This is a genomic window from Acinetobacter sp. NEB149 (assembly GCF_012516415.1).
Taxonomy (GTDB): Bacteria; Pseudomonadota; Gammaproteobacteria; order Pseudomonadales; family Moraxellaceae; genus Acinetobacter; species Acinetobacter lwoffii_V.
In genome coordinates this window covers 53,525-76,785 of record NZ_CP051209.1, presented here as the reverse complement: position 1 = coordinate 76,785, position 23,261 = coordinate 53,525, and the positions used below count along the sequence as shown (strand labels likewise).

Here is a 23,261-nt window from a genome sequence, read left to right as displayed (position 1 = left end):
AGAATGTCAAATAAGTTAAGTCATATACTCTTAATTGGAGTTGGTTTATTTTCATCAACTTGGGTAATGGCGGCAGTTAAAGAATATGATTTAACGATCGCGGAACAGACTGTAAATATTACAGGAAAACCGCTAAAGAGAATTACCGTTAATGGTAAATTCGTTGCCCCTCTTCTTGAATTTGAAGAGGGAGATGATGCCGTTATTCGTGTTCATAATAAGCTAAAAAATCAGGACTCTTCAATTCATTGGCATGGATTGATATTACCCGGAATCATGGATGGTGTACCAGGGTTCAACCAGTTCGAAGGCATCGCCCCTAATAAAACGTATGAATATAAATTCAAGGTTCGTCAAAATGGTACTTATTGGTATCACTCCCATAGTAAAGGGCAAGAGCAAGACGGCCTATATGGTGCTTTAGTTATTTATCCGAAAAATAAAACCCCCTTAACATCATCTGAAAAAACTGATAGAGATTATGTGGTTTTGCTTTCTGATTTTCATAATTCAACAAGTGATCAAATCACAAAGAATCTTAAAAAAGAAGCAGATTACTATCAGAACCGTCGAGAAACGGTATTTGATGTCATGAAACAAGTTAAACGTGATGGATTAAAGGCAACTTGGCAAGACCGCTCTATGTGGAATCAGATGCGGATGTTGAAAACAGATATGTCTGATGTCACAGGCTATACATTTTTAATGAATGGCAAAACACCTCAGCAAAACTGGACCGGTAATTTTAAAGCTGGAGAAAAAGTTCGCCTTCGATTTATTAATGCTTCTGCAATGTCATTTTTTGATGTACGAATTCCAAATTTAAAAATGACAGTGGTAAGTGCCGATGGTCAACCTGTAAAACCTGTTCCTGTAGATGAGTTCCGTATAGGTACTGCTGAAACTTATGATGTCATTGTTGAACCGAAACAAGCCCATTATCAAATCGAAGCTGAATCTATTGATCGTACTGGATTTTCGGTTGGAACCTTACATGATGAAAATACCTCACCTGTAAAACAAATTGAGATGCCTAAGCCTCGTCCTCGTTCTTTATTGACTATGGAAGATATGGGAATGAATCATGATATGTCTTCTATGAAAGGCATGAATCACGATATGTCTTCTATGAAAGGTATGGATCATGATATGTCTTCAATGAAAGATATGAATCATGATATGTCTTCTATGAAAGGCATGAATCACGATATGTCTTCTATGAAAGGTATGGATCATGATATGTCTTCTATGAAAGGCATGAATCACGATATGTCTTCTATGAAAGGTATGGATCATGATATGTCTTCTATGAAAGGTATGGATCATGATATGCCGATGAATAGCGCTACTGTTAAGGCGGCTTCAGACAAGAATGATAATACCGTATTTGGATGGGCAAATGCTTCAACACCTGAAGGTAATAAAGCATTGCAATATAGTGATTTGCAATCGTTAGATCCTCAAAAAGACACTCGTGCAGCTGAACGTGAAATAGAGATCCGTCTTGGTGGAAACATGGAGCGTTATATTTGGACAATAAATGGTAAAAAATTTAATGAAGCCGACCCACTAGTGGTGAAGTATGGTGAACGTATTCGCTTAAAATTTGTCAATGACAGTATGATGGCTCACCCAATGCACTTACATGGCATGTTTATGCAGCTTGAGAATGGTCAGGATCCAAGCAATATGCCAAACAAACATACGGTAATTGTTCCACCTGGGAAAACGATAACCACTCTACTCACAGCTGATGAGTTAGGTGAGTGGGCTATTCATTGTCACCTGCTTTACCATATGAGTGCAGGAATGATGAATAAACTCATTGTAGCTCAAGTGGAAGATGGTAATTCTACAAAGACTGTTCCTCAGTCCCAAGTAAATGAGAAGGGAGTAAATCCACATGCACATCACTAATAATTTGTTTTCAAAAACAACTTTGATGATTGCGCTATTTGGATTATCAAATCTAACGTTCGCTAAAAATGAAACTCCTGTACAAGACAGTAATATTACAAAAAATATGAAAATTCTTTTACAGGAATCTGGAGGATTAAAGTATTCCCTTCAAGAGCGTTATCCAGAATATTATTCAATGGAAAATGCGGATATGGGGGATAAGAGTGTCCAGATTGCGCTTGAGAACTCTAACTCACCTCATGACAATCATCTTAAAGAACATGGTGGACAAATTTATCAAACGACAAAATTTGAAAATGAATGGATGGTTGATGAAGACGGTAAGGGCAACCTAGGAACAAAGTTTGAAACTTTAATTGGAACAGATGAAAATCGTCTATTTATTGAAGCCAATTCGGAAAAGTCAGAAAGTAATGATCCAAAATATGCTGTATCAGCACTTTATAGCCGTAACGTAGCCCCATTTTGGGATGTACAAGCTGGGGTAAGATATAGTGAAAATAAAAATAATAGCAGCAGCGATCGAGTGGATGGGGTTATTGGTATATTAGGTCTAGCTCCTTATTTCTTTGAAACACAAGCATATCTTTATGGCGGTGAGAATAATTTTTGGGGAGCAAGTTTTGAATTAGAACGTGATTTGCTTTTAACTCAGAAACTTATTACTCAACCTTATATCGAAGCAGATGTAATATTTAGCGATGATTCTAACTATGCTGCAAAATCAGGTTTATCAGAACTAAAAACTGGTATCAAAACCCGATATGAGATTACTAAGCGAATTAAACCTTTCATTGATGTTGCTTACCAATATGAAAAAGGACAGAAAGCCACTTCTATGCAAGAGGCAACAGAGTCTGAAAAGGGATGGAAATATGGTGCAGGCATCGAATTAGTTTTTTAAAATAGTATGATTTGGATTCATGAATGGTAGCTTCGGCTACTATTCATGAATTATTACTATTTATTTTCGAATCTGTAAAACTAAAAAAGCTTAATTTTTGGTCTATTTTTATGCAGTGGTTAAAAACATGCTTATCGCTGTTTTTATCGTTTGCTATTCTTTTAGTAGGATCGGCTGCTACTACTTCGTCTGTACATCATCGGTGTTTAATGCCATCTGAATAGATGCATGTGGCATAGCCGTCTTCATCGATTTGAATCCTAAAGTGGCCCTAATGATCCGCTTTAGCTTGCCATGATTACATTCGATCACGTTATTTTTATACTTAACCTGCCTGTGCTCAAGATCTGGTGGACATTTTCTTTCCCATTTTAACCGTGACAAAGCACCTCCATATGTGTGCTTTATCTGTATCTATCACTTGTGGGGCCTTCCTTTGCCAGAAGATGCGGATACTGAGCATCCAAAAGTAAAAGAACTGCATGAGCTTCTTGCATGGTCTGAAGGTATGGTCTGGTGTTCACCTGAACGTCATGGTTCTATGAGTTCCATTTTTAAATCACAAATAGACTGGATTCCACTTGCAGGAGGAGCAATCCGTGCTACCCAAGGTAAAACCCTTGCCTTGATGCAAGTCAGTGGTGGATCACAGTCATTTAACAGCCTGAACCAGATGCGTATTTTGGGGCGGTGGATGCGGATGATCACCATTCCAAATCAGTCTTCAATTCCGAAAGCTTTCTTGGAATTTGAAGAAGATGGACGAATGAAGCCTTCAGCTTTCTATGACCGGATTGTGGATGTCATGGAAGAGTTATTTAAGTTCACTCTACTGACTCGTGGTCAAAGCAAATACCTGACTGATCGTTATTCTGAACGCAAGGAATCGGCTGAAGAGTTGTCCAAGCGTGTAAATCAGCGCAGTTTATAAATGCTGGATGGTATTAAATACTGCGCCTCATTGCCAGGTCAGTAACACTTTTATGCTGTACCGATGAAGTGCTGTTAAAGGTACAATGAATATTGTAAAAACCCAGTCTTCATGATTGGGTTTTTACATTAAAGAAGTCAGAGATAAATAAGGAAAAGGTGAAGGCTTTGAACCAGAAACGGCACTGTTGCAAATAGGCTGACATGATAAGCTAAATATCTTATTTATTTCGAGATACAGCAGATGAATCCCTTCCACGGTCGGCACTTTCAAGGTGAAATCATTCTTTGGGCTGTTCGTTGGTATTGTAAATATGGCATCAGCTATCGTGAACTTCAGGAAATGCTCGCTGAACGTGGAGTGAATGTTGATCACACCACAATTTATCGCTGGGTTCAGCGTTATGCTCCAGAAATGGAAAAACGTTTACGTTGGTATTGGCGTAATCCTACAGATCGACATTTATGGCATCTGGATGAAACTTACGTAAAAGTGAATGGCAAATGGGCATATCTATACCGTGCAGTTGACCAACGTGGCCATACTCTTGATTTCTATCTTTCTGCTAGACGAAATACCCATTCAGCTTATTGTTTTCTTGGTAAAATTTTGAATCATGTCAAAAAATGGCAGATTCCACGAGTCATAAACACTGATAAGGCTCATACCTATGGCCGTGCTTTGTCGCGACTAAAACAGGAAGGAAAGTGTCCTGAAGACCTGGACCATCGACAGATTAAATACAAGAATAACGTGATTGAATGTGATCATGGCAAGCTCAAACGGATCATCAAGGCTACGTTGGGATTCAAGTCTATGAAAACGGCTTATGCCACAATTAAAGGAATTGAGGTTATGCGTGCTCTACGCAAAGGACAAGCTTCATTATTTTATAACGGTAATATTCTAGGAGAAGTTTGGCTAGTAAATAGAGTTTTCGGTCTCTAAGCTTTTTTGAAGGGAAAATCATCGACTCAGATCCCTATTTGCAACAGTGCCGTTGTTAGTGGTTTGACCCACTAACAACTAACACGTTGGCTATTCATTGAGTAAATCCTAAACTCAACTAATTCTTTTATTTATCAGACAACCATTTTTCGACATTCGACGGCACATTCACGGCAAGCATCAGCACATTGCTGGCAGTGTTGATGCTCATGTTGGCTACATTCATCTGCACAGTATTCACAAGCCTTGGCACAAAGCTCACAAATTTCTTTCATAAAAGGAGATTCATTTTGCTGCATACGAGCACAGAGCTGACAAATATCTGCACAATCTAGACAACGCTGAATACATTCTCGCATCATCTCCAGATTTTCTTCTTTTAGACAGGCATTTGCACAACTGGCACAGGTAAGGTAACAGCTCATACATGCCTTTGCGCAATCTGAAAATTGGATATCGTTCATCATACTTACCTAAAGTCACTTGATTTAGGAATAAGCTAATCAAAAAAAAAGATATACACTAGGACGATTAGGTAAGGGAAAGTAAAATAGTCATAGATTTTGTTAAATGGTTTTAGATGCTGGCTTTGAGTGATTTAGCTGCTCATGTATTCAGGCACTGTTGCAAATAGGCTGACATGATAAGCTAAATATCTTATTTATTTCGAGATACAGCAGATGAATCCCTTCCATGGTCGGCACTTTCAAGGTGAAATCATTCTTTGGGCTGTTCGTTGGTATTGTAAATATGGCATCAGCTATCGTGAACTTCAAGAAATGCTCGCTGAACGGGGTGTGAATGTTGACCACACCACAATTTATCGTTGGGTTCAGCGTTATGCTCCAGAAATGGAAAAACGCTTACGCTGGTATTGGCGTAATCCTACAGATTTACATTCATGGCATATGGATGAGACTTATATCAAAGTGAAGGGGCGATGGACTTACCTGTATCGTGCAGTTGATCAACGTGGTCATACGATTGACTTTTACCTTTCCGCTAGACGGAACAGTAAATCAGCCTATTGTTTTTTAGGAAAAATCTTCAATACGGTGAAAAAATGGAAAATTCCACGGGTCATCAATACAGATAAAGCAGCGACCTATGGCCATGCTTTATCACGGTTAAAGCGAGAAGGAAAATGTCCAGTAGATATTGAGCACAGGCAGATTAAGTATAAAAATAATGTCATTGAATGTGATCATGGTAAGTTAAAGCGGATCATCAGGGCCACATTAGGATTCAAATCTATGAAGACGGCTTATGCCACAATCAAAGGTATTGAAGTCATGCGTGCACTACGTAAAGGACAAGCATCGTCATTTTATTATGGTCAGCCTCAAGGTGAAGTGTGTCTAATCAACAGGGTTTTCGGTCTCTAAGCACTTTTAAAAAGGAACTTCATCGACTCAAATCTCTATTTGCAACAGTGCCCCCTTAGCAATGGCAGCTATAGTTCAGTTCATTGGGAATAGAAATGAACAAGCAGAAAAAGTGGCTGAAAGCCTAAACTTATTTCCTGTACCTGCCACAGCCCTAGTTTTGTTTATCGTCCTAGCATCAGTTATGCCTCAAATTGGGCTTGCAAAAAGTGCAGCTCTTCAAGCTTTACCAATTTATATTTCTTTTGCCATTATTGCTCCATTCGTGGGTTGGATAATTGCTCGTATTTTTCGATTAGAATCTGGCTCTGCTAGTGCTGTGTCCTTTTCAGCATCATATAGAAATTCATTTGTTATTCTTCCATTAGCTTTTGCAATTCCGGGAAGTATGCCCATAATTCCTGCTGTAATCTTGACTCAGACTATCGTTGAACTATGCTTTTTACCAATCTATATTCGTCTGATACCTCGACTATTCAAAACCTAGAGATTTAAACATTTAAGTAGTTGTTATAGTTAGATAAAAGTATTCAGAAGCCCACGCTTACATCGAGTAATTTAATAAAGGGGGGGAGCTAGCTCCCCCCTCTTTTATTCATTTGCTAATTAAAACTTACTCGCAACTTGATATGTGATGAATGAAAAGATGTAGGCTAATGCAAACAAATAAGTTGCCATAACGACAGGCTGTTTCCAGCTACCTGTTTCTCGTCTAATTGTTGCTAACGTGGCAAGACAATGTGGAGCAAAAATAAACCATACCAATAATGATAAACCTGTGGCTAACCCCCATCCATCCGGGCCTGAAATTTGACTTAACAGACTTTGAGTTACAGTATCTTCATCACCTGACATCGCATAAATCACCCCAAGAGCTGCAATTACAACTTCCCTTGCTGCCATAGCAGGAATGAGTGCAATACATATTTCCCATGTAAAACCAATAGGCGCAAATATAGGATGAATTAAATGCCCTAACTGACCAGCTAAACTATAGTTAATGGCCGGCATGGTTGCATTATCTGGTGGTTGAGGGAACGTGACTAGCACCCATAACAAGATAGACAGCGCAACGATAATGCCACCAACTCGTTTTAAGAAAATAGTTGCCCTATCATATAAGCCTAATGCAATATTTCTAATATCTGGAATTCGGTATGTGGGAAGTTCAAAAATAAAAATACTTTCAGTTTTATCTTTTCGAACCAACTTCAGAAAGACTGAAACTAATAACGCTGAGACTATTCCCGACATATAAAGACCAAAAAGGACTAATCCTTGCAGACTTAACCAGCCGTAGATTAATTGGTTGGGAATAAATGCCGCGATCAATAAAGCATATACTGGCAATCTTGCTGAACAGGTCATCAAGGGTGCAATCATAATTGTTGCTAATCGGTCCCGTTCAGAGCTGATACTTCTGGTTGCCATAATTCCGGGAATCGCACAAGCAAAACTGGATAGCAGAGGAATAAATGAACGGCCGCTAAGCCCGGCTTTAGACATTAATTTATCTAAAAGAAATGCTGCTCGGGGTAAATAGCCTGACTCTTCAAGCATTAAAATGAAGAAGAATAAAATCAAAATCTGAGGCATATATGCAAGCACGCTACCTGCACCAGCAATTACCCCATCCACAACCAAGCTTTTTAATAGAGGATGTTGGATTAGTGGTCCAATAAAATCACTGAGCCATGCGACAAAATTTTCAATGAATTCAATAAAAGGCGTTGCCCATATAAATACCGCCTGGAACATCACAAACATGGTTAAAGTTAAGATTACTAAACCCAATACAGGATGTAGAAAAATTTTATCTAGAAATGCGGTTCTTTTATCACCACTGTCATTATTTAAAATAACTTGTTTGGTGATTTGTTTGACCTGTTCAAAATGACTTAATTCAGAATGATAAGGAGTAATAAAAAGATTTTTTTGATCTAATTGATTAATTAAATCTTGAATTCCTTTTGTTTTAACTGCGACAGCTTCAACTACAGGGATACCTAACAGTTGAGACAGTTTATCCTTATCAATGGAAATACCACGCTTTTTGACCTCATCCATCATATTTAATACAAGAATCATAGGGCGATTTAGAGCACGAACTTCGAGAACCAAGCTCAAATGTAAGCTTAAATTTGTGGCATCTACAACGCATATAGGACTTACGCATTGACGGATTCAAAAAAGTATTAAAATACTTTATAAAGTATCTGTGATCAGACGAATTAAACATGCTTCTACAGCAACTTGTACATTACCCATTTATATGGGCTTTCTCATGACAGAACCGAACTCTATTAGCTGCACACAACTTGCCGAGACTTATAATATCTCGCATGATAGTGTAAATCGCTTTCTAGAGCGTGAAGACTACACACCTCACGACCTATATCAAGAATCAATTCAACATATTGATAATAATAAACTTATAGTCAGCATTGATGATACTGTTTTAGATAAACCATATAGTCAACATATGGACTTGGTTAGCTATTTTTGGTCAGGCAAACACCATCGATCCGTCAAGGGTATTAATCTCATTACCTTGTATGCGACAGATCAAAATGGTCAAAATATTCCAATTAATTTCCGAATTTATGACAAATCTGAAAGTAAAACCAAGAATGATTACTTTATGGATATGTTAAGTGAAGTACTCAGTTGGGGGGCAAAGATTCAATTTATTACAGGTGATAGTTGGTATTCATCGACTGGAAATCTAAAAACCATAAGAAAATATGGTATTCGATTTATGTTTGGTATCGACTGTAACCGTAAGGTTTCCCCAGAAAAAGGACAATGGTTTCAACTGCGTTTATTGCCAGATTTCCATCAGGGTCAAGTGGTCTGGCTCAAAGATTTTGGCTTTGTACAATTATTTAAGACTCAGTTAAAAGAACAGCAGAGGTTTTATATTGTGCATCAAGATGAAGATGATTTATTGTCCTTTGAGGGTTTTCATGAATTGCATTCAAGTCATTGGAAAATAGAGCAATATCACCGGGTGATTAAACAGGTTTGTCATATTGAAAAGTTTCAAGTAAGACGATCTAAACTGATTTTGAATCATATTTTTTCAGCCTTGATGGCCTACGTTGAGATACAAAAGAACCAGTTTGAGCGGATCTTTGAAAATGTATATCGTTGGCAGAAGAAATTATTTAGACCAGTTATCAAAAACTTCATTGATGACTTTATTCTCGATAAAAATCATCTGCTACCACAGAGAATCTATAAATAATAGTGCGTAAGTCCTAGCATATAAAAATATCGGGTAGAATTTCACCTTTTAGCTCGCCCAAACAAACTGCCCTGGTGACTTCTTCATCTAAACTACTAGGTTTTAAACTGTAAGTTCCGGGTAAGTCCAATACTCGTATTGCATCACCAGAAGGTAATTTAAAAGAACCTTCTTTTCTTTCTACGGTAACCCCAGCATAGTTGGCAACTTTTTGTCGCGTACCAGTAAGCGTATTAAATAAAGAGGTTTTTCCGCAATTTGGATTACCGACTAATGCAATGTTCTTAATCTTCATTGGATACTAACTCTACAAAAATTCTTTCAGCTTCATTCTTTCTTAATGCGAATCTTGAAGTTTCAATTTGAACTAAAACAGGATCTCCGCCAAAAACACCTTTAGTGAGTACTTGTAGAGTTTCACCCTCTCTAAAACCTAATAGTTGGAGCCGTTCCAATACGGGATCAGTGGTATGACTGTATTGATTACCTTTTTTGAGATCTCTAATTTTGACGATCTGATTTTGTTTAACTTGAAATAGATTCATTTTCGATACTCTTACTTCAAAGCCAAAATCTTTCGAGCACCATTAAGCACGAATAAAGAAACCAGGATGCCAATGATTAAGTCTGGGTAAGCTGATCCCGTCCACGCCACGAGTACACCGGCAAATATAACGCCCATATTTACGACAACGTCATTCGCCGAGAAAATCCAACTGGCTTTCATATGTGCGCCATCTTCTCGATGACCAGAAATAAGATATAAGCATGTCACGTTAGCTATAAGTGCGAGCAGGCCAATAACAATCATGAGCGTTGATTCTGGCTCGCTTCCAAACATGAATCGTCTAATGACATCAATAATCACGATGACAGCAAGTAATAACTGAATCCAACCTGCGAAATGGGCTGCTTTCACTTGATATTTCGCAGCTTTTCCGACGGCATATAGCGCAATACCATAAACGGCTGCATCGGCAAACATATCTAGAGAATCAGCAATCAATCCTGTAGACGCAGCAATAATTCCGCTGATGAATTCTATAAAGAAAAGTAGAGCATTAATGCCTAATAACAGTTTAAGTACTTTAGCTTGTCTCACAGGATCAGGTTCATTAGGTATATCGCCTGAAGAAAGCTGTGTTTCATCAAGTTTCGCCCCAAAACCCAGTCCTTCAAGTTTGGCCGTAATTTGCTGACTCCCTTCATTATGGAAGACTTTCAGTTTTCGATTGGGAAGATCAAAAGTAAGACCTTTAACTGCTTCAATATCTGCAAGAGCCATACGGACCATTTGCTCTTCAGCAGAGCAATCCATTTTAGGAATGGTATAGGTACTTGTTTGCTTAGCTTGTTGATTGCTTATATAAGTTTCAGTCTTCACAAGCTTTGCACCAAAACCCAAAGCTTCAAGTTTGGTAGTTATATTTTCATCTTTTTGATTATGTAGAACCTTTAAAGACCGGTTAGGTAAATCAAAGATGAGTTTTTGAACACCATCAATTGAAGATAGCGCCATACGAACCATCTGTTCTTCCGCAGAACAATCCATTTTGGGAACTAAGTATTCACTCATGTAGTGCGAATCTTTTAAAACGTCTTCAGTGCTTAAATTTTCTTTGGGATCAGAACCACAACAGGATTGAGCGGTATCTTCACAACTGTTTGAAGTGTTACAGCAAGGAGATGAAGATTTTTTTTCTTCCTCTTCACCACAACAGCTAAGCGTATTATCACAATTCTTTGAATTGTTTGCTTCTGCAATTGATGGATGATTTTCTTGTTGAGATTTCTTATCTTCGCATGGTGTTTCTTTACTACATCCACAACCACTCATAATTATACCCATTAAAAAAATTTATAAACTTTGAATATTAGAATCCCTATAGTTACTATAGAGTCAAGATTTTTTGGAAATACCAACTCAATGCATTTAAAAATTGGTGAACTCTCTAAAAAAACCTCATGTTCAGTATTAACAATTAGGTTTTATGAAAAGGAAGGTTTAATTCCGGAACCCGAAAGAACGGAAGGAAATTACCGCCTTTACGATATAGGCTATGTTGAGCGAATTAAGTTTATTTTGAATTGCCGAACTTTAAATATGAGTTTGAATGAAATTCGTCAATTACTCACCTATAAAGATAATCCCAAGAAAAATTGTTCAGATGTGAATGAATTAATTGACTTACATGTCAGTGCTATCAGAGAAAATATAATCAAGCAACAAAAGCTTATTGAACAATTATCTGATTTAAGAGGTACTTGTGATGGTTTATGTACAATTGACCAATGTGGAGTTCTAAAAAATCTAGCTTGATTATCTAGACCTATGCTTTTTCAAAAACTCTGTATATCTTTACTTAAGGCTGCAAAAAGATTAAGGTGACTTAAATTTTGTGATCAGATCTTAGATAGCTTTGGTTAGCTTCCGATTGGTGTTTTAAATACAGATTTGTGTATGAAGAGAAAAACATTTCTAATCCAGATATTGGTACTCTTATTCACATTCCAGAATATTTGGAGTGTGGCAGAGGCTGCTTGTCTGCATGAAATGCCAAACATACCCAATTCAATACTCTCTAATCCAATCGATTTAGACGAAAAGAGTGATAGTCCTCGTCAAGCACTTTATTCCCTAGAAAACTATAAAGAAATCTATGACTATTGTCAGAAGGTTTGTTTTAACGAAAAGTGCAGTCATTTCTCAAATACAATCGTGATTCAGATTGACCCACCCGATGATCTGAAGCTTAAAGCTAATTTTGAGACCGGCATTACCCCAACTTATTTGGGAATAACTTTTTATAAACCCCCTTATCTGGATCAATTAACCCCGCCTCCCGATTTGCCCCTACTATTGGTGGGGTAGTCTTATAAAAGCCCACCACTCCTAATTTCATTATGCGTGGGGCATTTTCATGTCAAAAAACAAATTACATCAGGATACCTCCATCCTGAATTTATCCTGGTCAGCCTTAGGTAGCGGTATCTTGCTATCTGCAATGATCAGCTTCAGTACTTCCGTAGTCGCCAGTACTCAAGATTTAACGCTGCAGCAAGCTATTGAGCAGGTTAACCAATATCAAGCGTCCCAAAATTTCTGGGAAACGCAAAACAGCATTAATGCCACGAATCTTCAGCAAAGTAAGCTGTTTAAAAATCCTGAACTGTCAGTTGAACAAACGGGATTTGGTTCAAATAATGAAAAAGAGCTTACCATTGGCATATCACAACCCTTGGATATTTTTGGTGAGCGAAGAGCAAACCAAAAATTAGCCAGTCTCTCTACAGATAAAACAGCGCTGAAACAGAAGATTTATCAAGCACAAATTGAGCTTGCAGTGAAATATGTATGGTCACAACTGGCCATTGCTGAACTTGAAAAAAACATTGTCAATGAACAACTTCGGGTGAGCCAAGAAAACCTTCAAGCAATCGAAAAGCGCTTTAATGCAGGCAGTATTGCCCAAGTAGATGTAAATCGCGCACGTTTAAGCCATGCTGAAAATATCCGTCTTTTTAGACAGGCAGACTTACAGGTACAAGTGGCCACCCAACAATTATCAAATTTATGGGGTACGTCTGATAAGTCATTGCAGGTAAACCTCTCTTCACAAAAGCTCTGGCCAAAATCGACTCATGAACAGGTTCAAGAATATTTAGCGGAAAACTACGTTGAGAAATATCGAGCTTTACTGGTATTAGAGTCTCAAGCAACGGTTGATCAACTAAGGGCAAAGGCACGTCCTAACCCCACTTTAAACCTAGGTGTCAACCGCACCCAATCCTTGGAAAACTCCACACAAAATCAATTAGTAGTCGGAGTCAGTGTACCGCTTAATATTTTCGATCGTCAGCAAAATGGCATAAAAATCGCGCAAGAAAAAATGAACTTATTAGAGCGTCAGAAAGAGTTTTATCTGAAGCAAAATGCGCTGCAAATAGGCACAATTTTAACCGAGTTGCAGGGTTTAGAGCTGCAATTCAAAGTCGTTGACGAGACTCAAATTCCTTTGGCGACTCAAGTTCAAAGTAAGACGCTACAAGGTTTCTTGGCAGGCAAGTTTGCTTTAACCGATGTTCAGCAAGCCACGCTTCAATTACAAGACATCCGTCTGCGTAAAGTCCAGTTGTTACGGGATGGCTGGCAAAAGGCCATTGAAGCAGAAAGTTTGAGCTTAGGCATTAGCCCAAGTGAAGTCATGTCGAAAGATGCTATTGCACAAATCAATCAAAACTTATGGCAAGACATACAGGCCATGCCTGTCATTGGTGGGGGAAATTAACATGTTCGATCTTAAAAACAGCTTAAAAAAACAGAGCGGAAAAATCTCTCAACCTCTACTGATTGGTTTTGTCATCGGCGCAACCGTACTCCTCAGTATTTTCTTGATCTTGTCGGGTAAGAATAAATCTGAAACATCAGATGAACATGCAGAGGAAGAAGGCGCAGAGGAACATGGAAGTGAAGAACATGGCGGTGAAACCGAAGAGCATGCAGAAGGCGTGAGCCTGACGGCCAAGCAACTGGTGGAACAGGGCATACAGTTATCAGCGGTCGATCAAGGTCCGGTGGTTAAATTAAGTTCTTATCCTGCCAAACTGAATGTGAATACGGATCAGCAAGCGCATGTCTCACCGAGTTTTAGCGGTCATGTAGAAAATGTTTATGTAGAACTCGGCCAAAAAGTTCAGAAAGGGCAGCCTTTGGCTACATTGCTTGTTCCTGATCTAGTTGATCAGCAGGCCAATCTTAAAATTGAACAAACCAATCTGGAACTGGCGAAACAAGACTTTGAGCGTGAGCGTCAATTGTGGTCACAGGGTATCTCAGCAAAACAGGACTATCAACGGGCTTATAACAGTTATAAACGGGCACAAATTCAGGTTCAAGCGGCCCAATCACGTTTAAGCGCATTTGGTGCAGTGAATGCTAGTAACGGGCGCTATATTTTAAAAGCCCCAATTTCTGGCGTGATCAGTAAAAAGGATTTGGTTCTCGGGGAAAATGTTCAGTTAGCCGATCAACTCTTTACGATAGACCGGTTAGATCAACTCTGGCTTGAATTTATTGTTCCAAATTCTGAAATTATGGGCTTAGCCCCGAATCAAAAGATCGAATTTAAATCCTTGCAAACAGAAAAGGTTTATCAAGCTGTTATTCAGACTTTAAATACTGAAGCGGATATTCAAACAGGTCGTCTTCAGGTGCGAGCAAAAGTTGAATCGAATGCAACCGAATTACGTCCAAACTTGATGGTGAACGTACAGTTGCAACAACGGAGTGAAAGTACCGCATTACGGGTACTTAAGTCCGCAGTTCAGAATGTCGATGGAAAAGATGTGGTTTTTGTCGCCACTCAGCATGGACAAAAAGTTGAATTCAGTCCGCAACCTGTGAAATTAGGGCAATCATCTGGGGAGAGCCAATGGATTGAAGTGGTGAGTGGGCTTAGTCAGGGACAAAAATATGCCGCTCAAGGCAGTTTTTTACTGAAATCCGAGCTGGAAAAAGGAGAGGCTTCACATGAGCACTAAAAGCCCTCAAATTCCAGACCACGAATCGGTAAAACCTGAAGGACTGTTTGATCGACTGATCCAGTTTTCTATCCATAACGCAATCTGGGTCATGCTGTTTATTGCGGCTTGGATTGCTATTGGTATTTATAGTTATCAAAAGTTACCGATTGATGCTGTACCAGATATTACCAATACTCAGGTGCAGATTAACACTTCAGCCAATGGTTTTACGGCTTTAGAAATGGAACAGCGGATTACATATCCAATCGAGAATGCCATGTCAGGCATGCCGAAAATGGAACAAACCCGTTCGATTTCACGCTACGGCTTATCGCAAGTGACCATCATTTTTGAAGATGGCACGGATATTTACTGGGCCAGACAGCTTATCAACCAGCGCTTGCAAGAAGCAATGGGAGAAATGCCTGAAGATGTGCAACCTAACATGTCGCCTATTTCGACAGGTTTAGGTGAAATCTATCAATGGGTGATTAAAGCCGAACCAAATGCTAAAAAGCCGGATGGAACCCCTTATTCGGCGATGGATTTACGTGAAATTCAGGATTGGATTGTAAGACCGCAATTACAGCGCGTAAAAGGCGTTGCTGAGATCAACAGTATCGGTGGCTTTAATAAAACCTATGTGGTTGCCCCTGATCTGAACCGATTGCAACAATTGCAAATTCCTTTGTCTGATTTACAAACTGCCTTAACAGAGAATAATGAAAACCGTGGTGCTGGCTATATTGAGAAAAATGGACAACAGCTAACGGTTCGTGTTCCCGGCACTTTAAACACGATTGAAGATATCCAGAACATCAGTATTGCCAATAAAAACGGCTATCCGATTCGGGTGGCAGATGTCGCCAATGTCTCAATTGGTCATGACTTAAGAACAGGGGCTGCAACCTATAATGGTGAAGAAACTGTATTGGGTATTGCCATGATGATGATGGGAGAAAATAGCCGTACCGTTGCTCAAGCCATTGATGAAAAGGTGCAATCGATCCAGCAATCGCTACCTAAAGGTGTGGTGATTGAGACTGTGTATGACCGTACGCATTTGGTTGATCGGGCGATCAAAACCGTTCAGAAAAATTTGATTGAGGGTGCAATCCTCGTCATTGTTATTTTATTTCTCTTTCTAGGTAATTTCCGTGCTGCGCTGATCACGGCTTGCGTTATTCCACTGTCAATGCTGTTTACCTTGACGGGAATGGCAGAGCAGAAGATTAGTGCAAATCTGATGAGTTTAGGGGCACTGGACTTCGGTATTATTATTGATGGTGCAGTGGTTATTGTAGAAAACTGTATCCGTCGGCTAGCAGAAGCTCAGAAGCTGAAAGGTGGTTTACTTAGCCGTTCTGAAAGATTTAAAGAAGTCTTCTTGGCTGCAAAACAGGCGCGTCGTCCTCTGATTTTTGGACAGTTAATTATTTTGGTGGTTTATCTACCTATCTTTACCCTGACGGGTGTAGAAGCCAAACTTTTCCATCCTATGGCAATGACTGTTGTACTGGCTTTAATTGGGGCCATGATTTTATCTGTCACTTTTGTGCCAGCCGCAGTTGCCCTATTTGTCACTGGAGAAGTCAAGGAAACCGAAAGTCGCTGGATGCATTGGCTTAAAACCAAATATGAACTGCTTTTAGATAAAGCCTATGAGCTTCGTTTATTTGTGACTATTGTGGCTGCCTGTATTTTAGTGCTTACGGGCGTGCTAGCCACTCAAACAGGTAGCGAGTTTGCACCTCAACTGGGTGAAGGTGATTTTGCTGTTCAGCAAATGCGTTCCCCAAGTACAGGGTTAGAACAGTCACTGAGAATGCAGGAAAATACTGAAAAGTTACTGTTGAAAGAATTTCCTGAAATTAAAGCGATCTTTGCTCGTACCGGTACAGCAGAAGTGGCCACAGATGTTATGCCACCCAACATTTCAGATGGCGTGGTACTGTTAAAACCTCATGATGAATGGCCTGATCCAAAACAAACGATTGATGAGCTTCGCCAAAGAATGATTACTTTCTTAGCGACATTGCCGGGAAATAACAGTGAGTTCTCGCAACCCATTGAACTGCGCTTTAACGAGTTAATTTCAGGGGTGCGAAGTGATGTGGGTGTCAAATTATTTGGTGATGACATGGAGATTCTAAATCGCGAAGCGAATAAAATTTCTCAAAAAATTAACTCAATTTCAGGCGCGACAGCCGTTAATGTAGAACAGACCAGTGGCTTACCCTTGTTGAATGTAGAGGTGGATAAGTCCAGAGCTGCACAATATGGCTTGTCGGTAAGAGCAATTCAGGATCTGGTAGCTACAAGTGTCGGTGGCCAGAATGTTGGAACAATTTTACAGGGAGACAAGCGTTTTGATTTTGTCATCCGTCTAGATGAATCCCAGCGTAGTCCTGAACAGTTAGCGGTACTTCCTATTCAATTGCCGAATGGTGGTTTAGTCCAACTGCAAGATGTGGCACGCGTTGAAAATATCCTGGGTATTAATCAGGTCAGCCGTGAAAATGGTAAACGTCGAGTGGTTATTACTGCAAATGTAGAAGGACGTGATTTAGGCTCATTCGTAACAGAGCTTCAGAGCACGTTATCCAAACAGGAATTACCAAGCGGTTATTGGATAGATTATGGCGGTCAATTTCAAAATCTGATGTCTGCAAAAGCGCGTATGCAATTGGTGGTTCCGCTCGCATTGTTGACGATCTTTATTTTATTGATGGCTGTATTCCATAATATCAAAGAAAGCTTACTGGTCTTTAGTGGTGTACCGTTTGCCTTATGTGGAGGCTTAATCGCGTTGTGGTTGCGTGACATTCCATTATCCATGTCAGCAGGGGTTGGCTTCATTGCACTATCGGGGGTGGCTGTACTGAATGGCTTAGTCATGCTCACCTTTATCAAAGAGTTGCGACAACAATATGACCTTTATTATGCAACGTGGCAGGGTGCAATTTTGCGTCTTAGACCTGTGCTGATGACCGCTTGTGTGGCGTCCCTTGGGTTTGTCCCGATGGCTTTGGCAACCGGAACTGGGGCAGAAGTACAGAGACCTTTAGCAACAGTGGTTATTGGAGGAATTATCTCCTCTACCCTGCTTACATTGGTTTTATTGCCCGTACTGTACCGCTGGATGAATGAAAAGAAAGTTTCTTAATCCAATAGATTAGTCGATTTACAGCAGAGATATTGGCTGTTATCCAATATCTCTGCTCATCATAAATAGAATAAGGAAAATATTTTATGTCAGAACATCATGATCATAGCCATGCGGTTGTTACTGAAGAAAATAGTAAGAAGTTAATGGTTGCCTTAGGTTTAACGACTACTTTTTTAATAGTAGAAGTTGTCGCTGCTTTTATTACCCAAAGTTTGGCTTTGTTATCTGATGCAGCTCATATGTTTACTGATGTAGCCGCTTTAGCTATTGCTCTTGCCGCTATCAAAATTGGTAAAAAAGCCGCAGATGATAAAAGAACTTTTGGCTATCAGCGATTTGAAATTTTAGCGGCTCTGTTTAATGCGGTGATGCTTTTTGTGGTAGCAATATATATTGTATATGAAGCTTATCAACGTTTTACGAACCCTGCTGAAATTCAAAGTGTTGAAATGATGATTGTCGCGGTCATTGGTTTGGTCGTAAATTTGATTTCAATGAAAATCCTTTCTGCTAGTGCTGAAGGAAGTCTAAATATAAAAGGTGCATATTTAGAAGTTCTTAGTGATGCTCTAGGATCGATAGGCGTGATTATCGGAGGAATAGTTATTTATTTTACCCAGTGGATGTGGGTTGATACCGTAATCGCTGTGTTAATTGGCTTCTGGGTCTTACCTCGAACTTGGATTTTATTAAAACAAAGTATTAATATTCTGCTTGAAGGAGTTCCTGATGAGATTGATATTGAGTCGTTAAGAAATGATTTATTGAAGCTAGAGGGCGTTGAAGGGATTCATCAGTTGAAAGTCTGGGCTATATCCTCAAAAAATATTCATTTAACTGCTCATTTGGTTGCTCCTAATAGCGATCCAGATCAGCTCTATCAAAAGGCCTTAGACGTTCTAAAACATAATCATAGTATTACTGAAATTACGTTACAAATAGAAAGTAAGGAATGTAATACATTGGAACAGCATAAACATTAAAGTGCTGCTCTTTCTACATAATGGACAGATGACTAGGCTGATAAACCTTACCATTTTCCTGTATTACACTTCTATTTATCACACGCACTTTAAACACCATCCTGAGACATTTTAAAATTACAAGAATGTAATTTATGAGTCCTCTGGGTGTTAATTCTTTAAAGTTAGAATATCTAACAAGTATTAAATGAGAGTAAATAAACATGCTATTCAAAAATAAATTTTGTACTAAATTACTGTTAATTAGTGCATTCTTTAGTATCGCAAGTTTTAGTTAAGTATCCATTAAAAAGTAAACATGTATTCTTTTCCGAATTGGTTTGATACTTTCTCCACCCATTGCTCTATTTTGTCAGCTGTCATGACTTGAAAATCTCGCCAATAATATTTCATCTGCTTCCATACCATCTCGATTCGATTTAACTCAGGGCTATAAGCTGGAATAAAATACAGATTCGTCGAAAAGTTAGTTTTAAGTAGCTCTCTGTAATCAGCCATCTTTTTACTTCTATGAATCGAGGCATTATCAACAATAAGAACCAATGGAAGGTTATATGTCTGTTTTACTTGTTGAGCTATTCCAGTTAAATAGGCATAAAACCAAGTACTTGTCACTGACTCTTGTAAACAGCTTGTCACCAGTTTCCCCGTTGAAAGCAAACACCCCATGACATTAACTCGTTTTAATCTTATTGCATCAACCGCATGAACATCACCTATCTTTGTCCACGCATAGCGGTTATCAGGTGTAGATGAAAATCCTGTTTCATCAACATAACCTAATATAATTTCACCACGTGCCGCTTGCTCTCGTAATTCTTCAATCTGCTGTGTTGCTTGTTCAAATGCAATCGGATCTCTTTTTTTTCAAGCTATGACGGGTACGCTTGAAGACCATACCTGAATCACGTAAAAACTTACGAATGGTTTCAACAGACACGGACACTTCGTATTCTTCATGTAGTTTGACTCGGATTTGTTCTGCATTGAGTGGACTTGTATTGACCCAATCTAGGATTTTCGCCTGATAGTCTGAGATCAATGTATTGGGTCGACCTGAGCGATGACCTTCTTTAATCGATTCAAGCTCATACAATTCCCAACGTCGGCGTTGTAGCCTTATGGTTTCTGGGATACGTTCTTGTAGAGTGGCAACTTCCGCAACACTTTTACCTTCGGAAAGCCAGAGAATAGTTTGGGCACGTTGCCTTTCACGCCAATGTTTTGCATGCTTGACCAGAAAAATGAGTCGTTCTCGCTGTTCTAAACTAAGTGGTACAGAAACAATTCTAGGCATGTGTGAACATCTGTTAACTAAAAAAACCTTTTCGCATCATTAGTTATTTTTGTCAACTTATGCAGATGGCGGCTTGTTATTTCTTGAAAAGAATTTAAAAGCTTCTAAAGTTGAAAATTCTAAACAAAAACAAGTTAAAAATAATGAATCAAATGAATCAAATGAATAGTTGGGTTGCATAAATAAATCAATTAGACTTATTAGACTTCCTTCATAAATCATTTTTCAATCAATTTAATTGTTTATCTTTCACCCAATCTAAATTGTATATGCCAGCAAGTAAATTAAACCGCAGGTTTAATCTTTTACGACGATTTCTATATACACAAGATAAAATCTTAAAACATTTCATCCTTCCAAATACATGCTCTACTTGAATTCGTCTACGACCAATCTCTGTATTTAACTTTTTTAATTCAGAATCTAATTTTTCAGTTTTCTTTGCTTTAGATGGCATGAGGTATCCAAAACCCAATTTTTTTATCCCTAAATACCCCTTATCAACGATAAAAAAGGGCTTAAATTTTAATTTCCTCATACTTTTTTTAAATATTTTAAAATCATGCATGCTTCCATGACTTCCACATACACTCAGTATTTCACCTGTTGTATAGTGCATAGATAGCTGAAATTTAAAGGTATGTCGCTTTTTTTTACCGCTATACCATTTCTTCTGTTTTTTTTGGACGTTGAACTAATATTTCAGTTGCATCAATCACAACAACTTCCCAATCCACTTCATCTCGATTAGGAAGTTGTTTTGGCAAGTTAAATTTTCCAGAACGGATTAAGGTATCTTCAATAACACGTGTGATACGAATTGCACTCGTTTCAGATACACCGTAACTCATACCAAGATGGAAAAATGTTCGATATTCTCTCCAATATTCTATACATAAGAGCAAACGATCTTCCAACGGTAATTTATGCGGTCGTCCTTTACCAATATGACGAGGTAAATGCTTATTTAGCTCGGCCAACATGAGGTTAAATGTAGCCCAACTAACACCGGTAAGCCTACGAAACTTAACGTTTGATAATTTTTGAATATCTTTGAATTTCATCCAAGGATTATCTCTTGAATTAAATAATTTTGCTGATTAATTTAAGATCAAATAAATTGTACGTTTTTTGATTTATGACGGAAGTCTATTCATTCAGCAATATAATTCCTGAATGAATAAGTTTATAACTAAAACCTATCACACCATTAGTTGAACTACATATAATTATAATATTAAAAATAAAGTATTTTTTTTAATCCCATTTCAATGGGTCATCTTTATATATCTCAATTTATGTTGTAAACATACAATGTAATTTCTAAATAAAAATATCCAATTTTTTTAAATCACTTCAGGATATAAAGCTTTAGCTATGCCAAAGCCAATTAAACCTGCTATGGCTAAATATAGGGCTTTCATGTACCACATGCCCCAAAGTACAGTTATTTTATTTGCTGAAAACTTATGTACTGGCTGACTTAAAAAATTGGTTGTTTGGTTAAATGACTTTTCAGATGCTTCAAGAGCATAATAATTTAATGCGGGGAACAAGCAAGCAACCAATAAAATAGCGATTGCGGGAAACACAAATGCTTTAGGCAGACTAAATTTTATTGCGAATTATAAAGCCGCACCTACACCAATAATGCCTAAAAAGGATTTAGTAAAGCTTGCAAAGTCTAAGCCAGTTGTGCCTGCACCTTTCCACATCAAAAAGCCTATGTGGGGCAGTAAAAAAGTTTCATACTAAGTATTAAAGTATCATACTGAGCAATAAATTCTCATACTAGATTGCTCAAAGGATTTATCTATGGCCTTACCTAAATACAATCTTGAATGGTGTCAAAACTATGCGAAACAGCATAAAGGAGAATGTCTTTCAAAAGAATATCTAGGTAGGACTGTTAAACTCCTATATAGATGTGAAAAAGGCCATGAATTTTATGCCACTCCTGCCGTTCATATACATAAAAAATCTTGGTGTAATGAATGTAGCAATAGAGATGTTGCGCATACCTATGAATTTGTTAAGGAATTTATAGAAAGTAAAGGCGGTGTTTTATTTTCTACAGAATACATCAATGTACGTCAGAAGCTTGATGTGCAATGTGAAAAGAAGCATAAATGGAATCCTACTTTTCAAAACTTATTTCACAATAACTCATGGTGTCCAGTTTGTTCTGGTACAGGTAGGCGTACCTATGGCAAACGTGTAAGGGTCATAAGCTAGTATGAAACTTTATTACTCATAAATGTTTCATGGATTCATATCTAAAGTTCCAGTATGAACATTTATTGTTTTTTCAGTTTATATGCTTTCACATAAAATCAAAGGCTTGAGAGTAAGCCAATCTGCTTTTAAATATTCAATAACCTCTGTTTTGTATAAGCCATTCACCGTTTCAGCCAAAGCAATATCATATGAATCACCAGTTGTACCGACTGATGCTCGTAAATTTGCTGCCTCTAAACGATGACATTGTTGTCAAAATGCAGGGTATTGGTGGCTCCCCTTAGGGGCATAATTTGTTGAAGCCTAGGTTACTACTAAAAAATTAAAAAATAGGAGCTTAGAGCTCCCATTTTTATATTAACTTTCTAAGTCCCTATGTTACTTTGAAGAATACTTCATCATAATGTCCGAATACAGCTATATTTTTTTGATTTCTACAATATCACTGGATTCAATGAGCGATTGGATATTACCAAATAAACTTTGAATATAATCAGACGCTATATGGATATCTAAATCCTCCCTGCTACGCCATTCTTCTAAGAAGAAATATCTACTCGAGTCATTTTCGCTAATATAAAGCTCATATTTCAAGCATCCTTCTTCGTGAAGCGTAGGCTCTATTACACTTTTTAAAAGCGCTTCTAACGTCTCTTTTTGATCTGACTTTGCCTTAAAGTTCGCAATTACTGAAATAGTCATTATTTCACCTTTAA

The 23,261-nt window shown here is 38.2% G+C and carries 22 protein-coding genes and 6 pseudogenes; 15 read left to right on the top strand and 13 right to left on the bottom strand.

Translation table 11 applies throughout. From position 1 onward, the window contains the following. Window positions 1–3: 3 nt before the first annotated feature. The 3 genes and pseudogenes from HGD77_RS15870 to HGD77_RS16885 form a co-directional block, all read left to right on the top strand. A complete protein-coding gene (locus HGD77_RS15870; RefSeq protein ID WP_005265661.1) occupies window positions 4–1,917 on the top strand; it encodes a copper resistance system multicopper oxidase in 1,914 nt (637 codons plus the stop codon). Next, entirely contained in the window at window positions 1,904–2,824 is a 921-nt protein-coding gene (locus tag HGD77_RS15865) for a copper resistance protein B (RefSeq protein ID WP_004281863.1), read from the top strand. Before HGD77_RS15870 ends, HGD77_RS15865 begins: the two co-directional genes overlap by 14 nt. A gap of 23 nt (window positions 2,825–2,847) precedes the next feature. Beyond that, a pseudogene (locus HGD77_RS16885) lies at window positions 2,848–3,045 on the top strand (hypothetical protein); the annotation flags it as partial. A gap of 16 nt (window positions 3,046–3,061) precedes the next feature. On the opposite strand, the pseudogene HGD77_RS15860 reads toward HGD77_RS16885, so the two are convergent. Then, a pseudogene (locus HGD77_RS15860) lies at window positions 3,062–3,251 on the bottom strand (DDE-type integrase/transposase/recombinase); the annotation flags it as partial. A 9-nt stretch (window positions 3,252–3,260) separates the two neighbouring features. Between HGD77_RS15860 and arsH the strand changes: the two are divergent. Both arsH and HGD77_RS15850 read left to right on the top strand, forming a co-directional pair. Continuing rightward, window positions 3,261–3,755: an arsenical resistance protein ArsH gene (gene arsH, locus HGD77_RS15855; protein ID WP_010117055.1), complete on the top strand. Its 495-nt coding sequence runs from the start codon at window positions 3,261–3,263 to the stop codon at window positions 3,753–3,755. A gap of 243 nt (window positions 3,756–3,998) precedes the next feature. Further along, window positions 3,999–4,703: an IS6-like element IS1007 family transposase gene (locus HGD77_RS15850; RefSeq protein WP_001067793.1), complete on the top strand. Its 705-nt coding sequence runs from the start codon at window positions 3,999–4,001 to the stop codon at window positions 4,701–4,703. Between the two features lie 134 nt (window positions 4,704–4,837). On the opposite strand, the gene HGD77_RS15845 is transcribed toward HGD77_RS15850, so the two are convergent. After that, on the bottom strand, window positions 4,838–5,167 hold the full coding sequence (locus HGD77_RS15845; protein WP_026055492.1) for a four-helix bundle copper-binding protein: 330 nt from the start codon (window positions 5,165–5,167) through the stop codon (window positions 4,838–4,840). Between the two features lie 216 nt (window positions 5,168–5,383). Here HGD77_RS15845 and HGD77_RS15840 point away from each other — a divergent pair, with 216 nt between their 5' ends. After that, window positions 5,384–6,088, top strand: a complete 705-nt coding sequence (locus HGD77_RS15840; protein WP_005264342.1) for an IS6-like element IS1008 family transposase — start codon at window positions 5,384–5,386, stop codon at window positions 6,086–6,088. A gap of 61 nt (window positions 6,089–6,149) precedes the next feature. Beyond that, window positions 6,150–6,575 carry a hypothetical protein gene (locus tag HGD77_RS15835; protein ID WP_004897257.1) on the top strand — a complete coding sequence of 142 codons (426 nt, stop codon included), beginning with the start codon at window positions 6,150–6,152 and terminating at the stop codon, window positions 6,573–6,575. A gap of 119 nt (window positions 6,576–6,694) precedes the next feature. Here HGD77_RS15835 and feoB read toward each other — a convergent pair. Next, window positions 6,695–8,251, bottom strand: a pseudogene (gene feoB / locus HGD77_RS15830) (ferrous iron transporter B); the annotation flags it as partial. A gap of 55 nt (window positions 8,252–8,306) precedes the next feature. Between feoB and HGD77_RS15825 the strand changes: the two are divergent. Continuing rightward, window positions 8,307–9,335, top strand: a complete 1,029-nt coding sequence (locus tag HGD77_RS15825; protein WP_079255106.1) for a transposase — start codon at window positions 8,307–8,309, stop codon at window positions 9,333–9,335. A gap of 16 nt (window positions 9,336–9,351) precedes the next feature. Here the strand turns inward: HGD77_RS15825 and HGD77_RS15820 are convergent. The 3 genes and pseudogenes from HGD77_RS15820 to HGD77_RS15810 all read right to left on the bottom strand — a co-directional run. Continuing rightward, window positions 9,352–9,630 (bottom strand): annotated as a pseudogene (locus HGD77_RS15820) (FeoB small GTPase domain-containing protein); the annotation flags it as partial. Next, entirely contained in the window at window positions 9,620–9,880 is a 261-nt protein-coding gene (locus tag HGD77_RS15815) for a FeoA family protein (RefSeq protein WP_004281857.1), read from the bottom strand. The pseudogene HGD77_RS15820 and the gene HGD77_RS15815, both read right to left, overlap by 11 nt. Before the next feature lie 11 nt (window positions 9,881–9,891). Next, complete coding sequence (locus tag HGD77_RS15810; protein WP_005253114.1) at window positions 9,892–11,172, bottom strand: cation transporter; 1,281 nt, start codon at window positions 11,170–11,172, stop codon at window positions 9,892–9,894. Window positions 11,173–11,262: 90 nt separating this feature from the next. Between HGD77_RS15810 and cadR the strand changes: the two genes are divergently transcribed. The 6 genes from cadR to HGD77_RS15780 all read left to right on the top strand — a co-directional run bounded on the left by cadR (window position 11,263) and on the right by HGD77_RS15780 (window position 19,010). Next, window positions 11,263–11,655 carry a Cd(II)/Pb(II)-responsive transcriptional regulator gene (cadR, locus tag HGD77_RS15805; protein ID WP_004281856.1) on the top strand — a complete coding sequence of 131 codons (393 nt, stop codon included), beginning with the start codon at window positions 11,263–11,265 and terminating at the stop codon, window positions 11,653–11,655. Between the two features lie 141 nt (window positions 11,656–11,796). Then, window positions 11,797–12,207 carry a hypothetical protein gene (locus tag HGD77_RS15800; RefSeq protein WP_004733191.1) on the top strand — a complete coding sequence of 137 codons (411 nt, stop codon included), beginning with the start codon at window positions 11,797–11,799 and terminating at the stop codon, window positions 12,205–12,207. 49 nt (window positions 12,208–12,256) lie between these two features. Further along, on the top strand, window positions 12,257–13,624 hold the full coding sequence (locus HGD77_RS15795) for a TolC family protein (protein ID WP_004281854.1): 1,368 nt from the start codon (window positions 12,257–12,259) through the stop codon (window positions 13,622–13,624). A 1-nt stretch (window position 13,625) separates the two neighbouring features. Continuing rightward, window positions 13,626–14,876, top strand: a complete 1,251-nt coding sequence (locus HGD77_RS15790) for an efflux RND transporter periplasmic adaptor subunit (protein WP_004733187.1) — start codon at window positions 13,626–13,628, stop codon at window positions 14,874–14,876. Continuing rightward, window positions 14,866–18,024: an efflux RND transporter permease subunit gene (locus HGD77_RS15785; RefSeq protein ID WP_168731012.1), complete on the top strand. Its 3,159-nt coding sequence runs from the start codon at window positions 14,866–14,868 to the stop codon at window positions 18,022–18,024. The genes HGD77_RS15790 and HGD77_RS15785 overlap by 11 nt, the downstream gene beginning before the upstream one ends. A gap of 86 nt (window positions 18,025–18,110) precedes the next feature. After that, entirely contained in the window at window positions 18,111–19,010 is a 900-nt protein-coding gene (locus HGD77_RS15780; RefSeq protein WP_138001015.1) for a cation diffusion facilitator family transporter, read from the top strand. Window positions 19,011–19,295: 285 nt separating this feature from the next. Here the strand turns inward: HGD77_RS15780 and HGD77_RS15775 are convergent, their stop codons facing one another. From HGD77_RS15775 to HGD77_RS15755, 5 genes and pseudogenes are all read right to left on the bottom strand, one after another. Beyond that, window positions 19,296–19,835, bottom strand: coding sequence for an IS630 family transposase (locus tag HGD77_RS15775; RefSeq protein ID WP_225554437.1), 540 nt, complete (start codon window positions 19,833–19,835; stop codon window positions 19,296–19,298). A gap of 16 nt (window positions 19,836–19,851) precedes the next feature. After that, window positions 19,852–20,307 (bottom strand): helix-turn-helix domain-containing protein, encoded by a 456-nt coding sequence (locus HGD77_RS15770; RefSeq protein ID WP_004730277.1) that lies wholly within the window; start codon window positions 20,305–20,307, stop codon window positions 19,852–19,854. A 229-nt stretch (window positions 20,308–20,536) separates the two neighbouring features. Beyond that, a pseudogene (locus tag HGD77_RS15765) lies at window positions 20,537–20,929 on the bottom strand (transposase family protein); the annotation flags it as partial. A 37-nt stretch (window positions 20,930–20,966) separates the two neighbouring features. Further along, complete coding sequence (locus tag HGD77_RS15760; protein WP_032031561.1) at window positions 20,967–21,290, bottom strand: IS5 family transposase; 324 nt, start codon at window positions 21,288–21,290, stop codon at window positions 20,967–20,969. 363 nt (window positions 21,291–21,653) lie between these two features. Beyond that, window positions 21,654–21,863, bottom strand: coding sequence for a hypothetical protein (locus tag HGD77_RS15755; protein ID WP_228127370.1), 210 nt, complete (start codon window positions 21,861–21,863; stop codon window positions 21,654–21,656). Between the two features lie 259 nt (window positions 21,864–22,122). Here HGD77_RS15755 and HGD77_RS15750 point away from each other — a divergent pair, with 259 nt between their 5' ends. Beyond that, window positions 22,123–22,542, top strand: a complete 420-nt coding sequence (locus tag HGD77_RS15750) for a hypothetical protein (protein ID WP_004281849.1) — start codon at window positions 22,123–22,125, stop codon at window positions 22,540–22,542. 117 nt (window positions 22,543–22,659) lie between these two features. On the opposite strand, the pseudogene HGD77_RS15745 reads toward HGD77_RS15750, so the two are convergent. Beyond that, window positions 22,660–22,788: pseudogene (locus HGD77_RS15745) on the bottom strand (IS3 family transposase); the annotation flags it as partial. A 174-nt stretch (window positions 22,789–22,962) separates the two neighbouring features. Then, window positions 22,963–23,247, bottom strand: coding sequence for a putative quinol monooxygenase (locus HGD77_RS15740; RefSeq protein WP_004281848.1), 285 nt, complete (start codon window positions 23,245–23,247; stop codon window positions 22,963–22,965). Window positions 23,248–23,261: the final 14 nt, after the last annotated feature.

Coding starts and splice junctions, on each gene's coding strand:
- HGD77_RS15850 (WP_001067793.1), top strand. CDS start 3,999: ATGAATCCCTTCCACGGTCGGCACTTTCAAGGTGAAATCATTCTTTGG.
- HGD77_RS15750 (WP_004281849.1), top strand. CDS start 22,123: ATGGCCTTACCTAAATACAATCTTGAATGGTGTCAAAACTATGCGAAA.
- HGD77_RS15790 (WP_004733187.1), top strand. CDS start 13,626: ATGTTCGATCTTAAAAACAGCTTAAAAAAACAGAGCGGAAAAATCTCT.
- HGD77_RS15785 (WP_168731012.1), top strand. CDS start 14,866: ATGAGCACTAAAAGCCCTCAAATTCCAGACCACGAATCGGTAAAACCT.
- cadR (WP_004281856.1), top strand. CDS start 11,263: ATGCATTTAAAAATTGGTGAACTCTCTAAAAAAACCTCATGTTCAGTA.
- HGD77_RS15780 (WP_138001015.1), top strand. CDS start 18,111: ATGTCAGAACATCATGATCATAGCCATGCGGTTGTTACTGAAGAAAAT.
- HGD77_RS15740 (WP_004281848.1), bottom strand. CDS start 23,247: ATGACTATTTCAGTAATTGCGAACTTTAAGGCAAAGTCAGATCAAAAA.
- HGD77_RS15870 (WP_005265661.1), top strand. CDS start 4: ATGTCAAATAAGTTAAGTCATATACTCTTAATTGGAGTTGGTTTATTT.
- HGD77_RS15815 (WP_004281857.1), bottom strand. CDS start 9,880: ATGAATCTATTTCAAGTTAAACAAAATCAGATCGTCAAAATTAGAGAT.
- HGD77_RS15795 (WP_004281854.1), top strand. CDS start 12,257: ATGTCAAAAAACAAATTACATCAGGATACCTCCATCCTGAATTTATCC.
- HGD77_RS15845 (WP_026055492.1), bottom strand. CDS start 5,167: ATGAACGATATCCAATTTTCAGATTGCGCAAAGGCATGTATGAGCTGT.
- HGD77_RS15770 (WP_004730277.1), bottom strand. CDS start 20,307: ATGCCTAGAATTGTTTCTGTACCACTTAGTTTAGAACAGCGAGAACGA.
- HGD77_RS15800 (WP_004733191.1), top strand. CDS start 11,797: ATGAAGAGAAAAACATTTCTAATCCAGATATTGGTACTCTTATTCACA.
- HGD77_RS15760 (WP_032031561.1), bottom strand. CDS start 21,290: ATGTTGGCCGAGCTAAATAAGCATTTACCTCGTCATATTGGTAAAGGA.
- HGD77_RS15840 (WP_005264342.1), top strand. CDS start 5,384: ATGAATCCCTTCCATGGTCGGCACTTTCAAGGTGAAATCATTCTTTGG.
- HGD77_RS15810 (WP_005253114.1), bottom strand. CDS start 11,172: ATGAGTGGTTGTGGATGTAGTAAAGAAACACCATGCGAAGATAAGAAA.
- HGD77_RS15835 (WP_004897257.1), top strand. CDS start 6,150: ATGGCAGCTATAGTTCAGTTCATTGGGAATAGAAATGAACAAGCAGAA.
- HGD77_RS15865 (WP_004281863.1), top strand. CDS start 1,904: ATGCACATCACTAATAATTTGTTTTCAAAAACAACTTTGATGATTGCG.